Origin of the sequence: Catellatospora methionotrophica (assembly GCF_011297335.1) — a bacterium.
Taxonomy (GTDB): Bacteria; Actinomycetota; Actinomycetes; order Mycobacteriales; family Micromonosporaceae; genus Catellatospora; species Catellatospora methionotrophica.
In genome coordinates this window covers 155,427-169,586 of sequence record NZ_JAAOTJ010000005.1, presented here as the reverse complement: position 1 = coordinate 169,586, position 14,160 = coordinate 155,427, and the positions used below count along the sequence as shown (strand labels likewise).

Below are 14,160 nucleotides of genomic sequence, written 5' to 3'. Positions count from 1 at the left end.
TTACCTGGCCCGTTACGCCGCGTGGCTACCCGTCAGCCGGTGCGGCGGTGCCTAGGTGATCACCGCCCAGCGCCGGTTCACCTCCTCGCCGGGGTCCGGGCTCAGCCAGACCGCGTCCGCGCCGTAGCCGAGCAGGGTGCCGTCGGGGAGCAGCCGCAGGCTGTCCATCGGGCTCAGGCCGGGCAGCAGGGTGGTCCTGTCGCCGCGTACCCGCCAGACGCCCCGGGGGTCGGCGGCGATCAGGTCGCCGCCGTCGAGCGCCGCGACCAGGTGCGGGAAGGCCTCGGCGGGCAGGCCGGGCAGCGGGGTCCAGCGGTCGCCCGCCAACCGCCACAGGACCCCGCCGGGCCCGATGATCCCGACCGTCCTGCCGTCGGGCGACAGCAGCAGCCCGTCCAGCACCGCCGAGGGCGGGGTGGGGACCTGCTGCCAGGTGCGGGCGTCGTCGGTGCTGACCTGGATACCGACCCGGTCCCGCTCGAAGTCGAGGGAGGTGAGCAGCCACAGCCGCCCGTCCGCGCCCCGGCGGACCACGGACGGCTGGTCGCTGCCGCCGAGCCCGGGCTGCGGGCGCACCGGGCCCGAACCGATCCTGACGAGCTGTTCCCTGGCGCATGTACGGCCGCTCGCGCCGTCCTCGAACCCGCGTGCTCCCGGACACAGCACCGCGTAGCCGTCCCGGCCCTGCTCGCGGGCGACGGCCAGCAGTGCCTCCGGCGGCGGGGCCGAGAGCGGGTGCGTCGTGAAGGTCGCCCCGCCGTCACGTGTCAGCAGGAACCCCTCGCCCACCAGATGGAGTGCGAGCGTCTGCCCGTCGAGGGCGTACTGGCTGATCACCTTGCCGTCGAGAGCAGGCGTTCCGGGCACCCTGCGCCAGGTGCGACCGGCGTCGTCGGTGCGGGCCAGCACTCCCGCGCACGCGTTGTCGGCGCGGGTGCAGTCCTCCAGTTCGCAGGCGGCGCTGTCGCCGTCGCACCGTTGCAGCAGGGCCCAGCCGTGCGTGGCGTCCGTGAACACCACGCGCGGCGGGTAGCCGGGAGCCACCCCGGGCACCTGCACCTGCCGCCGTTCCAGGGAGGAGCCGGCGGTCAGGGACGGACCGGGTGTGGGCGACGGGTCGGGGCTGAGCACCGCCGGCGTCGACGGGGTGATCACCGGCGGCGGGGCTTCGCCGCGGCCGCCGAGCTGCAGCAGCGTCAGCGGGGTGACGAGCGCGGCCAGGGTCAGCGCGGCGAGCACGCCGCGCCGGGTGCGCCGTCGGCGGCGTACCGCCACGGCCACGGCCTCGACCGGCGCGGGCCGGAACGTGCCCACGGTGTTCGCGGCGAAGGCGGCGAAGGTCTGGTCCATCGGCTCAGGCACGGCTGCTCTCCTCGCTGACGTCGCTGACGTGGGCGGCCAGCGCGATCCGGCCGCGCGACAGCCAGGACCGCACGGTGCCCTCGGCGACCCCCTGCTGCTGCGCGATCTCGGCGGTGGACAGCTGGCCGAGGTGATGCTGCACGACCGCGAGCCGGTGCTTGGCGGGCAGCTTCGCCAGCGCCTCGACCAGGGCGACCCGGTCCGGTTCCGGCCCGGCCACGTGCTCCTCCCGCTGGCGGGACAGGTAGCGCAGGGCGGTGGCGCGCCGCCGCAACCGGCTGGTGGCCAGGTTCCAGGCGACCCGTCGCACCCAGCCGACCGGATCGTCGTACGCGCTGATCCGGTGCCAGCGGTCCAGCGCCCGGCAGAACGCCTCCTGCGTCAGGTCCTGCGCCTCGGCGTGGTCGCCGAGGTAGGCGTAGAGCTGGGTGGCCAGGCGCGGGAAGTGGGCCACGTAGAGCTCGGTGAACCCCGTGGGTGGTGACATGCGACGCTCCCGGGCCGAGGCCGCCCGGAACGGCGGCTTTCCTGTGGCACGCGGTGGCACGCGGGAATGTTGCAGCCGGAATCCGCTATCGGCGCAGCGCGACCGTCACCACGAGCCCGACGCCCTCGCGCGGCCGGGCCGTCCCCGGGCCGGTGGGGATCTCGGGGTCGAGATCAGATTGTGATCTTCTCGGTGGGGTGAGGTGGCGGTGAGGGGGTTCTGACCGGAATCAGCGATCTTGCTGTGTAACGCCCGACAGTCCGGCGACCGATGCAGACCTGAGACAAAAAGAAAAGGTCTCCCGGAGGAGACCTCTTCTTGCTGGTGGGGATGGGGGGAGTTGAACCCCCACGTCCTTTCGGACACACGGACCTGAACCGTGCGCGTCTGCCATTCCGCCACATCCCCGTCGGGACGATGCTGCTGCCCCGTGGCGTGTGCAGGAACTTTGCGAGTCCCTGCGGTTCGCGAGGGAGTCACCTCCCGTTGCGTGCTGGCACAGCTTACGCTATGCCTGCTCCGCCTCGCCAACCGGTTATCCCGGTCGGCGTTGCGGGGAGAACATTAACACGACCACCTGGCCATGGGTGAAATCGGAGGCAAGGATGGTCGGCATGCTGGCGTGGCGTCGGCAACGGCGGACGTATTGGGCGAAGACGCGGGAGTGGAGGGCAGATAACATCATGTCCTCGGAACCCGAGGAGGACCGGTGAGCGTGTTGCAACGCTTCGAGAAACGCCTGGAAGGCCTGGTTGAGGGCGCCTTCGCGAAGGTATTCAAGGGGGTCGTCCACCCTGTGGAGATCCTGAATGCCATGCAGCGTGAGGCAGAAGCTCACAAGGCGATCCTGGTTGGTGGGCGCACGCTGGTGCCGAACCGCTATGTGATCGATCTCTCGCCCTACGACCACAGTCGTCTGGCGCCGTACGCTGCCGCGCTGGCTCAGGAGCTGGCGCAGTCGCAGGCCGAGTTCATCGGTGAGCAGGCCTGGACGGTGTACGGCGACGTGATCGTCGAGATCGAGCGTGGAGACGGGCTGGACACGGGCATGTTCCGGGTCTCGGCCGAGGTCTACACGGCCGACCAGGCGCCGCAGGCGAGCTACGAGGCCCCGCCGCAGCAGTACCCGCCGTACGGCGGCCAGCAGGCGGGTCCACCGCCGGGTGGTGGCGGCGCGCGCAATGTGCGCCTCGTCTCCGGTGACGGGCGGACGTTCCCGCTGGCCATCGGCTCGACCACGATCGGTCGTGGGGACCAGGCCAACCTGCGCCTGCCCGACGTCGGCATCTCGCGGCGGCACGCCCGGCTGGACTTCGACGGCGCACAGGTGGTGCTGACCGATCTCGGGTCGACCAACGGGACGATGGTCAACGGCCAGCGGGTCTCCGCGGTCGCCCTGAATCCGGGCGACATGGTCCAGATCGGCACGACCACCCTGACGTTCCGCGTGGACGGCTGATCGGCCTTGCCCGAAATCGTCCTCACCGCCGCCCGGTTCGGCTTCCTCGTACTGCTGTGGATCTTCGTGTTCACCGTGGTCGGGGTCATCCGACGGGATCTGTTCGCCGGCTCGCGTACGAGCCGGCTGGTCGCCGCACCCCGCGGAGTCGCGGGGACCGCGCAGGCGGCGGGTAGCGCGCGCCCGGCCAAGGTCAAGAAGGGCCGGGCCGCGCACACCTTGGTCGTCACGGCGGGCTCGCTCGCCGGCACCAAGATCACGCTGGGCGAGGCTCAGATCACCATCGGCCGGGCGGAGGACTCCACGCTGGTCATCACCGACGACTACGCCTCCGCCCGCCACGCCCGCCTGGTCCCCCGGGACGGGCAGTGGATGGTGGAGGACCTCGGCTCGACCAATGGCACGTATCTGGACCGCAGCAAGGTGAGCGGACCTACTCCCGTACCCCTCGGCGTGCCGATTCGCATCGGCCGCACGTCCCTCGAATTACGGCCATGACAATCATCCTGCGCTACGCGGCCCGCAGTGACCGCGGCCTCATCCGAGACGGAAACCAGGACTCCGTCTACGCTGGGCCGCGGCTGCTCGCCGTCGCCGACGGCATGGGCGGCATGGCCGCCGGTGACGTCGCCAGCAACATCGTCATCGGCGCCATGGCCCCGCTCGACGAGGACGTCCCCGGTGACGCCATCGTCGACGCCCTCCGGTCGGCCGTCAACCTCGCCAACCAGCAGCTTCGCGACACCGTGGACGCCAACCCCCACCTGGAGGGTATGGGCACCACCCTGACCGCGATGCTCTTCACCGGCTCCAAACTGGGCATGGCCCACATCGGCGACTCGCGGGCGTACATGCTGCGCGACGGCGAGTTCAACCAGATCACCAAGGACGACACGTACGTCCAGATGCTGGTGGACGAGGGCCGGATCAGCGCGGAGGAGGCCAGCAGCCATCCCCAGCGCTCGCTGCTCACCCGCGCCATGGACGGCCGCGACATCGAGCCGGACTACACGGTCCGCCCGGTGCACCCCGGCGACCGCTACCTGATCTGCTCCGACGGCCTGTCGGGCGTGGTCAGCGCCGACACCATCGGCCAGACCATGCGGGAGTACGTCGACCCGACGGCCTGCGTGGAGCGCCTGATCGCGCTCGCCCTGCGCGGCGGCGGGCCGGACAACATCACCGTGATCATCGCGGACGCCACCGACGAGGACATCGTCGAGCAGGCGCCCGTGGTCGGCGGCGCGGCCGCCCGGGACCGCGGCAACACCAGCGAGGCTCAGGTCGAGTCGACCCCGGCGGCCCGCGCCTCGGCGCTGACCGCCACCCCGCGCCCGGCGGCCGCCGAGCCGCCCGCACCGGCCGCGGAGCCCTCCGCGCGGCGCGCCCGGCACCCGGTCCGGGCCGGACTGCTCGTGCTGGGCCTGCTCGTGGTGCTCGGCGCGGGTGTCTGGTTCGCCTGGGACTACTCGCAGTCGCGCTACTACATCGGCGCGACCGAGGCCGGGCAGGTCGCGATATTCCGCGGCGTGCCGGGCCAGATCGCCGGCTTCGACCTGTCCCAGCCCGAGCAGGTCAGCGGGGTCTCCCTGGACGACCTGACCAGCATCGCGCAGGAGCAGGTGCGCAAGGGCATCCAGGCCGACAGCGAGGCCGACGCGGTCTCCCGGCTGGAGAACCTGATCCGCGACGATCCGGCGAACATGAACATCCTGCCCAGCTGCCCGTCCTCGGCGAACCCCTCCCCGTCGGCGACGCCGTCGGCCGGGGCCACGCCGTCGGCCACCCCACTGCCGGCCGACGCGAGCAGCCCGCCCAGCGAGCCGGTGGTGCCGAGTCCGGTGCCCTGCCGGCCGAATTGAGCTTGAGGACGTCGTGACCACCCCCCACACCGCCCCTCCCGCAGCAGCAGCGGCCGCCGCCGTGCCCGATACGCCGATGGCGGCGAAGCCGTCGCTGCTGCGCCTGGACCCGGCGGCCCGCAGGGTGCGCCGCACCGAACTGTGGCTGCTCCTGCTCGCCATGGCCATGGTCGCCGGTTACCTGGCGGCGGTCGAGGCGAACATGCTCGACACGGTCACGATGGACTTCTGGTACCCGGCCGGTGTGCTCACCGCCGTGTTCCTGGCGCTGCACGTGGTCATCCGGCTGCGTGCGCCGTTCGCCGACCCGGTGCTGGTGCCGACCGTGGCACTGCTCAACGGGCTCGGCGTGGCCTTCCTGCGCCGGCTCGACCTGGGCCGGGCGAAGATCGACGAGCGGCCCGAGCTGGCGATCTTCGCTGGCGACGGCGGCAAGCAGCTGCTCTGGACGCTGATCGCGGTGACCGGCGCGATGGTCCTGCTGTGGTTCGTCCGCGACCACCGCGAGGTGTCCAAGTTCGCCTGGACGCTCGGCCTGGCCGGCATCGTCCTGGTGATGCTGCCCGCCGTGCTCCCCGGCAGCGTCTCCGAGGTCAACGGCGCGAAGCTGTGGATCCGGTTCGGCAGCTTCTTCGCCATCCAGCCCGGTGAGTTCGCCAAGCTGATGCTGCTGGCCTTCTTCGCCTACTACCTGGTCCGCAAGCGCGAGGTGCTGGCGCTGGCCAGCCGCCGGTTCCTCGGCATCGACTTCCCGCGCGGGCGCGACCTGGGCCCGGTCATCGTGGTCTGGGCGATGAGCCTGCTGGTCCTCATCTTCGAGAAGGACCTGGGCACCTCGCTGCTGTACTTCGGCATGTTCGTGGTGACGCTGTACGTCGCCACCGAGCGGGTCAGCTGGCTGCTCATCGGCCTGGTGCTGTTCGCCGGCGGCGCGGTGCTGGCGTACGTGCTGGCCGGGGCCGTGGGCGGCCCGTTCACCAACTTCGGGCAGCGCGTCGACATCTGGCTGGACCCGTTCGCCGACCCGTACGTGCGGGGCTGGCAGCTCACCCAGTCACTGATGGGCCTGGGCACCGGCGGCATGTTCGGCACCGGCCCCGGCGCGGGCAACCCGCTGCTGGTGCCCGAGGTGCGCAACGACTTCATCTTCGCCGGCATGGGCGAGGAGGTCGGACTGTTCGGCCTCACCGCGCTGCTGGCGCTGTACCTGCTCGTGGTCTCCCGTGGCCTGCGCGCCGCGCTGGCGGTACGCGACTCGTTCGGCAAACTGCTGGCCGGCGGTCTGGCGTTCACGCTGGCACTGCAGGTGTTCGTGATCATCGGTGGGGTGAGCAAGCTGATCCCGCTGACGGGTCAGACCACGCCGTTCCTGTCCGCGGGCGGCTCGTCGCTGGTGGCCAACTGGCTGCTGGTGGCGTTGCTGCTGCGGATCTCAGACGCGGCGCGCACGCCCGCATCGACGGGAGGTGTACGCCGGTGAACGCCCCTCTGCGACGCGTCGGCGTGGTCGTGATGGTGCTGTTCGGTCTGCTCTTCGCCAACCTGAACTGGGTCCAGGCGTACAAGGGCAACGACTACCGGACCAGTCCGTACAACGGACGGGTGCAGATCGACGAGTACGACCGGCAGCGCGGCTACATCATGGTGAGCAACCCCGGCAGCAAGCCGGTCGCGCTCTCCACGGCCACCAAGGGCAACCTGAAGTACCTGCGCAGCTACCCGGCGGGCGCGGCGTACGCGCACGTGCTCGGCTACAAGCCGGTCAACGGCTCGGCGACCGGCGTGGAGCAGCTGGAGAACGACATTCTGTCCGGCACCTCGGACAAGCTGTTCGCCGACCGGCTGCGCGACATCTTCACCGGCTCGCACACCGCGGGCGGCAACGTGACGCTGACCCTGTCGAAGACCGCCCAGGACACCGCGTACGAGCAGCTGGTCAAGAACAAGCTCGGCGTGAAGTCCGGCGCGGTGGTGGCGATCGACCCGAACACCGGCGGGATCCTGGCGATGGCCTCCTTCCCGAGTTTCGACCCGAACCTGCTGGTCTCCCACGACGGCAAGGCCGACGCGTCCTACAAGAAGCTGGAAGGCCAGGCGGGCAACCCGCTGCTGAACCGGGCGCTGCAGGAGACCTACCCGCCCGCGTCGACGTTCAAGGTGCTGGTCTCGGCCGCGGCGCTGTCGGCGAACAAGAACCCGGACACGCCGCTGCAGGCCGGACCGGGCTACCAGGCTCCGGGCACCTCGCACATCATCCGCAACGCGACGTCGTCGACCTGCCCTGAGGACCAGGTCACGCTGAAGGAGGCGCTGACCGTCTCCTGCAACACGGCGTTCGCCCGCCTCGGCGTGGAGCTCGGCTCCCAGCGGCTCAACGACACCGCGCGGGCCTTCGGCTTCTACGACGACAGCCTGCGGGTCGGCAACCTGTCCGCCACCGACCGGGGCCTGCGGGTCGCCGAGAGCGTGCTCGGCCCGCTGACGACCAGCTCGGGCGGCGACGACAAGCCGAACATCGCGATCTCGTCGATCGGCCTCAACGAGGTCCGGGTGACGCCGCTGCAGAACGCGATGGTCGCGGCGTCGATCGCCAACGACTGCTCGCAGATGCGGCCGTACCTGGTCGAGCGGCTGGTCGGGCCGGATCTCACCACCGGCCTGTACTCGGCGGCCCCCAAGGAGCTGCGGCGCAGTTGCACGCCGAGTGAGGCCGCGCAGCTGCGCGAGATGATGGTCAGTGTCGTGGAGAACGGCACCGGCAAGAGCGCGAAGATCAGCGGCTACGTGGTCGGCGGCAAGACCGGCACCGGCACCGCCGACGAGGAGGCCAACGCCGGTTCCGACGGCTGGTTCATCGGGTTCGCGATGAAGGACGGCCGTGCGGTCGCCGCCGTCGCGGTGATCCTGGACGACGCCGGCAAGGGTGGCAGTGGCGAGGCGGCCCGGATCGCCGGGCTGGTCATGAAAGGCGTGATCGAGGACAAGGGTGGCAAGTGATGGTCTCCCCTGGCACCGTGCTCAACGGCCGCTACCGCATCGATTCGCGGATCGCCTCCGGCGGCATGGGTGACGTCTGGAAGGGCACCGACGACGTGCTCGACCGCACCGTCGCCATCAAGATCATGCTTTCGGCGCTGCTGGAGGAGCCGGGCTTCGTCAAGCGCTTCCACGCCGAGGCCAAGACGATGGCGGGCGTCAACCACCCCGGCGTCGTACGGATCTACGACTTCGGCAACGACCAGCACCTGGCCTACCTGATCATGGAGCTGATCGAGGGCGACCCGCTCTCCCGCACACTCAACAAGGTCGGCCGGCTCACCCCGGCCCGCACCATGATGCTGATCGCGCAGGCCGCGGACGCGCTGCAGGCAGCCCACGACAAGGGCATCGTGCACCGCGACGTGAAGCCGGGCAACCTGCTGGTGCGCCCCAACGGCACGCTGGTGCTGACCGACTTCGGCATCGCCCGGTCGGCGGCGGCCAGCCAGCTCACCGCCACCGGGGCGGTCATGGGCACCGCGTCCTACCTGGCCCCGGAGCAGGCGTCCGGGGTCGGCGCGTCCGCCATCTCCGACGTGTACTCGCTGGGCGTGGTGGCCTACCAGTGCCTCACCGGGCACCGGCCGTACGACGGCGACACCCCACTTGAGATCGCGATGAAGCACGTCACCGGCACCCCGAAGGCGATGCCGAACGACATCCCGCCGGTGGTGCGCCAGATCGTCGAGCGGGCCATGGCCAAGGAACCCGGCAACCGCTGGCCGACGGCGGCGGCGTTCGCCAACGCGGCCCGCCAGGCCGCCGGGGCGCTGTCCCACGGCACCGGCCCGACCCTGCCGGTGCAGCCGGTGTCACCGAGCCCCGTCTCGGCCACCCCGGTCTCGCCGGGACCGTCGCGGCCGTTGAGCCCGGCCCCGGGTCGCCCCAACGGGGGCTACCAGCGAGGATCTGCGCCCGTCCCGGCTGCGCCTGCCTCACTGACCCCGGTCCACGGGGTACCGTACGGGCCGCAGGCTCCCGCGCCGGCCGGTGGCGGCGGCCGGACCGCCCTGACCGTGGTCCTGGTGGTCATCGGGATGCTGGCAGTGCTTGCTTGCGCCGGTTACGCGGGGTACCTGATGCGGGAGCGGGACCGCACCGGGAGCAGCCCGGCACATTCCGAACTCGTCACACTTTCAGCCGCCGGATGGCTGAACGGGACGAACCACGTGAGCATGGACCCAATGACCGAAGGACGACGTACGCGATGAACGCGCAGGCACGCCTGCTGGGTGGCAGGTATCAAGTCGGCGAGTTGCTCGGCTACGGCGGCATGGCCGAGGTGCACCGTGGACGCGACCTGCGCCTCGGGCGCGACGTCGCGATCAAACTGCTGCGTACGGACCTGGCTCGGGACGCGACGTTCCAGATGCGCTTCCGCCGTGAGGCGCAGAACGCGGCGGCCCTGAACCACCCGGCCATCGTCGCGGTCTACGACACCGGCGAGGAGCGCGCCGCCACCGGCGAGGTCCTGCCGTACATCGTCATGGAGTTCGTGGCCGGCCGCACCCTCAAGGAAGTGCTGGCCGCCGAGGGGCGGCTGATGCCGCGCCGCGCCATGGAGATCACCGCCGACATCTGTGCCGCGCTGGAGTTCAGCCACCGGCACGGCATCATCCACCGTGACATCAAGCCCGGCAACGTCATGTTCACGCCGAACTCCCAGGTCAAGGTCATGGACTTCGGTATCGCGCGGGCCCTGGCCTCCGGCGCGACCACCATGACGCAGACCTCGGCCGTCATCGGCACCGCCCAGTACCTGTCCCCGGAGCAGGCGCGCGGCGAGGCGGTCGACGCCCGATCCGACGTGTACGCCGCCGGCTGTGTGCTGTTCGAGCTGCTCTGCGGGCACCCGCCGTTCGTCGGCGACTCCCCGGTCGCGGTCGCCTACCAGCACGTCCGGGAGGAGCCGCCGGCCCCGAGCGAGTCGAACCGGGACGTCACCCCCGACGTCGACGCGGTCGTGCTCAAGGCGCTGTCGAAGAACCCGGCCAACCGCTACCAGTCGGCCGGTGAGATGCGTGCCGACCTGCTGCGTGCCGCCGCGGGCCGCCCGGTCCTGGCGACGCCGGTGCTCCGCGAGGAGCAGACGCTCCCGATGACCGCGCCCGCGCGGACCAGCGCCAACCGCAACACCCCGGCCCGGGTCGGCGACGCCCGCCGCCGCCGCGCCTCCGGCTGGGTGATCGCGACGCTGACCGCGCTCGGCGTGCTGGCCGTGGTGGCGCTGACCGCCGGTCTGATCCTGGCCAACCAGCCCAAGGACGTGTCGGTCCCGGACCTGTTCGGCAAGACCGAGCCGCAGGCCCGGCAGGAGCTGATCTCGGTCGGCCTCGTGCCGACGCTGGGTGAGCCGCTGCTGCTGTCGAACTGCCAGGAGAACACGGTCGCCAAGCAGAACCCGGCCAAGAACAGCGCGGTCCGGGAGAAGACCGTGGTCACCTACCAGATCTGCGGCGGCAAGCCGCAGGTCAAGGTGCCGCCGCTGATCGGTTCGAACCGCGCCAACGCGGAGAACCAGCTCAAGGCGCTCGGGCTGGTGGCCGAGTTCAAGGAGAAGGACAGCGAGAAGCAGGCCGGTGAGGTGCTGGAGACGAGTCCCGCCGAAGGCGAGATGATCTCCGAGGGCGGCACCGTCACCGTGATCGTCTCGAAGGGCCTGGTCAAGGTTCCCTCCCTGGTCGGCAAGTCGCAGTCGGAGGCCATCGCGATCCTGACCGGCCTCGGCCTCAACAACAAGATCGTGCAGGGCGACCCGACCGCCGACGAGAGCAAGGTCGGCACCGTGCAGCGGCAGGACCCGAAGGCGGACACGCTGCGACCGAAGGGCACCACGATCACTCTCGTGGTATTCCAGCTCGAACAGCAGGAGCCCCCGCCGTCGCCGTCCGTGACGGCCTCACCGCCGGCCTGACGGCAGACCTGATCAGCGCCCGTTCCCCGGACAGGGAACGGGCGCTGTCGTCGTTTCACGGACCGGGCCGGGGGGACCGCCGGTTCAGACGGGGAAGGCCGCCAGGCGGCGCTGCTCGACCTCTTCGGCCAGCTCCGGGGCGCGGTCCAGGGCCTGCGGGTGGCCGCACGAGGCGAGCCAGTTAGCCAGCATCAGGTGCCCGCCCTGGGTGAGCACCGACTCCGGGTGGAACTGCACGCCCTCGATGGGCAGCGAGCGGTGCCGCATCGCCATCACCACGCCGGACTCCGTACGCCCGGTGACCTCGATCTCGGCGGGCAGGGTGTCCTCCAGGACGGCCAGCGAGTGGTACCGGGTGGCCGTGAACGGATCCGGCAGCCCCGCCAGCACGCCCGCGCCGGTGTGCGTGACCAGGGACGTCTTGCCGTGCAGCAACTCCGGGGCGCGGGTCACCGTGCCGCCGAAGGCCTGCCCGATGGCCTGGTGCCCCAGGCACACCCCGAACAGCGGGATCTTCCCGGCGTACGCGGCGATCACGTCGAGGCAGATCCCGGCCGACTCGGGCGCACCGGGGCCGGGGGAGAGCAGCACGCCGGCCGCCCCGGCCCGCCCCACGTCGGCGACGCTGATCTCGTCGTTGCGCCGCACCTCGCACTCCACCCCGAGCTGGCCGAGGTACTGCACCAGGTTGTAGACGAACGAGTCGTAGTTGTCGATCACGAGCACGCGCACGGGACTCACCTGTTACTGGGTGACGGCACGGGGGTCTCCCCGGTGTCGTACGGGATGTCGTGGCCGTCGCCGGGCTCGGGCGTGCCCGACGGGTCGGCCGCCGGCTCGTCGAGCTGCGAGTAGCCGCTGTCGGGGTCGCCGACCTGGACGTCGTCGAAGGGCAGCAGTGGTTCGGCCCAAGGGAAGACCACGTACCAGAGCAGCGCGCCGACGACGCCGAGCAGCACCAGTGAGCCGCCCAGCTTGCCGCCGAGGCCGAAGGGCAGCTTGCGCCAGATCCACGCGTACATCAGGCCATCCCCGCCAGCTCGACCGGGCGGCCTTCGGAGCGAGGCTGCTCGTCGACGAGCTTGCCGTGGATGATCAGCCGCTGGTAGTTGTCGAACTTCGGGTTGCAGGTGGTCAGCGTGATCAGCTTGCCCGCCTCCATGGTCGGCGGCACGGCGCGCACCACCTCCACCGCGGTCGGCAGCACGATGCGCTGCTTGACCACCTCGTACACGAAGAAGGCGGTCTTGGTCTCGACGACGATCTTGTCGCCCGACTTGAGCTTGTCCAGGTCCCAGAAGGTGGCCCGGTTGCGGTGCCCGGCGACCGAGAAGTTGCCCTTCTGGCCCGGCATGGCGCTGTTGGGGTAGTGCCCCGGCGCGAACCGGATGTCCTTCTGCGTCACGCCCTGCACCACCACCCAGTGCTTCTTCAGCGTGGGCAGGTAGAGCTTCGCGACCGCGTTGCCGGGCAGCGGCGCCAGCGGGGAGGCCGACACCGACGGGGTCGGGCCCACGGTCGGCTCGTCCCAGTTCAGCTGCTGCTCCAGCTCGCTCTGGTGGGCGTCGACGATGGCCGTCTTGCCCCACACCTCGTACCCGGCGAACAGCAGGATGACGAGGCCGAACGTGATCATCAGCTCGCCGGTGCCGCGCAGCGTGGAGCGCACGACCGTGCCGACGGTGGTCCGGGTGTACTCGGAGTGGATGCTGCGGTAGTTCTTCTCCCCGGCCCGGATCGCCTTGACCGGCGGCGGTGGCGGCTCGCCGCTCCAGCGGGGCCGCGGCGACGGCTTGGCGTCGTCCTCGGGCGACGAGGGCGGCGCGGGCGGGATCGCGCCCAGCAGGCCGGTCTCGTCGGTGGACACGGCCCGTCCGGTGGCCACAGCGGGTCCGGGCCGTACGACCTGCGGCAGCGCGGAGGTCTGGTCCGTGATCCGGGGCAGCTGCGTCGTCTCGTCACTGGCGGCAGGGCCGTAGGCGGTGATCACCGGCAGCACCGTGGTGGCGTCGGCGGGGATGATCGGCAGCACGCTGGTGATCGACCCGGCGTCGGCGTCCGGCGCGGGGTCGGCCACGCGGGGGAACGTGGTGGTCTCGTCGTCCTCGGGTTCTTGCGCCCGATGCCTGCTCATCCGTGTCTCCGGCTCTTACTAACGCGGCACCGAAGCATGGCGCAGCAGCACCGATCCCTGGTACGCGGGAGCAACGATGTTCGTCTCGCGGGTGACGCTATATCCCAGCCCGTACGCGCGTACAGCGTCACGGAAGGCCCGTACGCCCTGGGCGGCGTCGAGCGAGGCCTGCATCCTGGCCGGGTCGCCGATCGCCGAGATCACGAACTCGGGGGAGTAGCGCCGCCCTTCGAGCAGCAGGGTGTTGCCGACGCACTGCACGGCCGTGGTGGTGACGACCCGTACGCCCATGATGGTCATGGCCTCGGCCCCGCCCGCCCACAGCGCGTTCACCACGGCCTGCACGTCCTGCTGGTGCACGACCAGGTCGTCCTGGGTCGCGCCGGTGGACAGGCCGTTGCCGCCGGGCGGCGCGTCGTCCATGCGTACGGTCAGGCCGGGCCCGTGCACCGCGGTGAGCCCGGCGTCGGCCAGGTAGCCCTCGCCGCGGGTGCGCTCGGCCGTGAGCGGGCCGTCGCCGCCGGCCTGCGCACCGGTCAGCGCGTCGATGTCGGCGCGCAGCCGGTTCACGTCGCCGACCGCGTTGCCGACCTCGATTTCCTTCTTGCTCACGACTTGATTCAGCCGAACGCTGTTGTCCTCGCGTAGCGTGGTTCCCTGGGAGGTGGTCGCGCTCACGGTGAACAGCAGACCGGCCGTCGCCGCGATGAGCGGCACGCCGAGGGTCCACCCGCTACGGCGCCGACCGGGTAGGCGGCCGAACGCGCGCCCGGCTCGGAGCACGGCTTTACGCCATGACGAGGTGCCGGATGTGTATTCCACCACTCCCCCTCCGTGCCAAAACGCGACGATCTGACTACGCTATCTGTCGAACATTATTCAGGCCCATGCTCGAGGTCATCG

13 protein-coding genes and 1 tRNA gene are annotated in these 14,160 nt (G+C 71.0%); 7 read left to right on the top strand and 7 right to left on the bottom strand.

Annotation, left to right across the window (positions count from 1 at the left end):
• Positions 1-51: 51 nt before the first annotated feature.
• The 3 genes from HAV40_RS15270 to HAV40_RS15260 all read right to left on the bottom strand — a co-directional run bounded on the left by HAV40_RS15270 (position 52) and on the right by HAV40_RS15260 (position 2,257).
• On the bottom strand, positions 52-1,362 hold the full coding sequence (locus HAV40_RS15270) for a beta propeller repeat protein (RefSeq protein WP_166381642.1): 1,311 nt from the start codon (positions 1,360-1,362) through the stop codon (positions 52-54).
• Positions 1,355-1,849 carry a SigE family RNA polymerase sigma factor gene (locus HAV40_RS15265; protein ID WP_166381640.1) on the bottom strand — a complete coding sequence of 165 codons (495 nt, stop codon included), beginning with the start codon at positions 1,847-1,849 and terminating at the stop codon, positions 1,355-1,357. The genes HAV40_RS15270 and HAV40_RS15265 overlap by 8 nt, the downstream gene beginning before the upstream one ends.
• A 322-nt stretch (positions 1,850-2,171) precedes the next feature.
• Positions 2,172-2,257: transfer RNA gene (locus tag HAV40_RS15260), tRNA-Leu, on the bottom strand.
• 301 nt (positions 2,258-2,558) lie between these two features.
• On the opposite strand from HAV40_RS15260, the gene HAV40_RS15255 reads away from it, so the two are divergent.
• From HAV40_RS15255 to pknB, 7 genes are all read left to right on the top strand, one after another.
• Positions 2,559-3,308 (top strand): FhaA domain-containing protein, encoded by a 750-nt coding sequence (locus tag HAV40_RS15255; RefSeq protein WP_166381638.1) that lies wholly within the window; start codon positions 2,559-2,561, stop codon positions 3,306-3,308.
• Between the two features lie 6 nt (positions 3,309-3,314).
• Positions 3,315-3,806 carry an FHA domain-containing protein FhaB/FipA gene (locus HAV40_RS15250; protein ID WP_166381636.1) on the top strand — a complete coding sequence of 164 codons (492 nt, stop codon included), beginning with the start codon at positions 3,315-3,317 and terminating at the stop codon, positions 3,804-3,806.
• Positions 3,803-5,170 carry a PP2C family serine/threonine-protein phosphatase gene (locus tag HAV40_RS15245; RefSeq protein WP_166381634.1) on the top strand — a complete coding sequence of 456 codons (1,368 nt, stop codon included), beginning with the start codon at positions 3,803-3,805 and terminating at the stop codon, positions 5,168-5,170. The genes HAV40_RS15250 and HAV40_RS15245 overlap by 4 nt, the downstream gene beginning before the upstream one ends.
• A 76-nt stretch (positions 5,171-5,246) precedes the next feature.
• On the top strand, positions 5,247-6,650 hold the full coding sequence (locus HAV40_RS15240) for an FtsW/RodA/SpoVE family cell cycle protein (RefSeq protein ID WP_166381991.1): 1,404 nt from the start codon (positions 5,247-5,249) through the stop codon (positions 6,648-6,650).
• The gene (locus HAV40_RS15235; RefSeq protein WP_166381632.1) at positions 6,647-8,167 is read left to right on the top strand and encodes a peptidoglycan D,D-transpeptidase FtsI family protein; all 1,521 of its coding nucleotides are present in this window, start codon (positions 6,647-6,649) and stop codon (positions 8,165-8,167) included. Before HAV40_RS15240 ends, HAV40_RS15235 begins: the two co-directional genes overlap by 4 nt.
• Positions 8,167-9,420 carry a serine/threonine-protein kinase gene (locus tag HAV40_RS15230; RefSeq protein ID WP_166381630.1) on the top strand — a complete coding sequence of 418 codons (1,254 nt, stop codon included), beginning with the start codon at positions 8,167-8,169 and terminating at the stop codon, positions 9,418-9,420. The genes HAV40_RS15235 and HAV40_RS15230 overlap by 1 nt, the downstream gene beginning before the upstream one ends.
• Positions 9,417-11,123 (top strand): Stk1 family PASTA domain-containing Ser/Thr kinase, encoded by a 1,707-nt coding sequence (gene pknB / locus HAV40_RS15225; protein ID WP_166381628.1) that lies wholly within the window; start codon positions 9,417-9,419, stop codon positions 11,121-11,123. The genes HAV40_RS15230 and pknB overlap by 4 nt, the downstream gene beginning before the upstream one ends.
• Before the next feature lie 84 nt (positions 11,124-11,207).
• On the opposite strand, the gene HAV40_RS15220 is transcribed toward pknB, so the two are convergent.
• The 4 genes from HAV40_RS15220 to HAV40_RS15205 are packed head-to-tail and all read right to left on the bottom strand — an operon-like array spanning position 11,208 to position 14,079.
• Positions 11,208-11,855: an aminodeoxychorismate/anthranilate synthase component II gene (locus tag HAV40_RS15220; RefSeq protein ID WP_166381626.1), complete on the bottom strand. Its 648-nt coding sequence runs from the start codon at positions 11,853-11,855 to the stop codon at positions 11,208-11,210.
• A 5-nt stretch (positions 11,856-11,860) separates the two neighbouring features.
• On the bottom strand, positions 11,861-12,145 hold the full coding sequence (locus HAV40_RS15215) for a hypothetical protein (protein WP_166381625.1): 285 nt from the start codon (positions 12,143-12,145) through the stop codon (positions 11,861-11,863).
• Positions 12,145-13,257 (bottom strand): class E sortase, encoded by a 1,113-nt coding sequence (locus HAV40_RS15210; RefSeq protein ID WP_166381624.1) that lies wholly within the window; start codon positions 13,255-13,257, stop codon positions 12,145-12,147. The genes HAV40_RS15215 and HAV40_RS15210 overlap by 1 nt, the downstream gene beginning before the upstream one ends.
• 18 nt (positions 13,258-13,275) lie before the next feature.
• Entirely contained in the window at positions 13,276-14,079 is an 804-nt protein-coding gene (locus tag HAV40_RS15205) for a DUF881 domain-containing protein (protein ID WP_166381623.1), read from the bottom strand.
• Between the last annotated feature and the right edge of the window lie 81 nt (positions 14,080-14,160).

Coding starts and splice junctions, on each gene's coding strand:
- HAV40_RS15265 (WP_166381640.1), bottom strand. CDS start 1,849: ATGTCACCACCCACGGGGTTCACCGAGCTCTACGTGGCCCACTTCCCG.
- HAV40_RS15230 (WP_166381630.1), top strand. CDS start 8,167: ATGGTCTCCCCTGGCACCGTGCTCAACGGCCGCTACCGCATCGATTCG.
- HAV40_RS15245 (WP_166381634.1), top strand. CDS start 3,803: ATGACAATCATCCTGCGCTACGCGGCCCGCAGTGACCGCGGCCTCATC.
- HAV40_RS15215 (WP_166381625.1), bottom strand. CDS start 12,145: ATGTACGCGTGGATCTGGCGCAAGCTGCCCTTCGGCCTCGGCGGCAAG.
- HAV40_RS15240 (WP_166381991.1), top strand. CDS start 5,247: ATGGCGGCGAAGCCGTCGCTGCTGCGCCTGGACCCGGCGGCCCGCAGG.
- HAV40_RS15210 (WP_166381624.1), bottom strand. CDS start 13,257: ATGAGCAGGCATCGGGCGCAAGAACCCGAGGACGACGAGACCACCACG.
- pknB (WP_166381628.1), top strand. CDS start 9,417: ATGAACGCGCAGGCACGCCTGCTGGGTGGCAGGTATCAAGTCGGCGAG.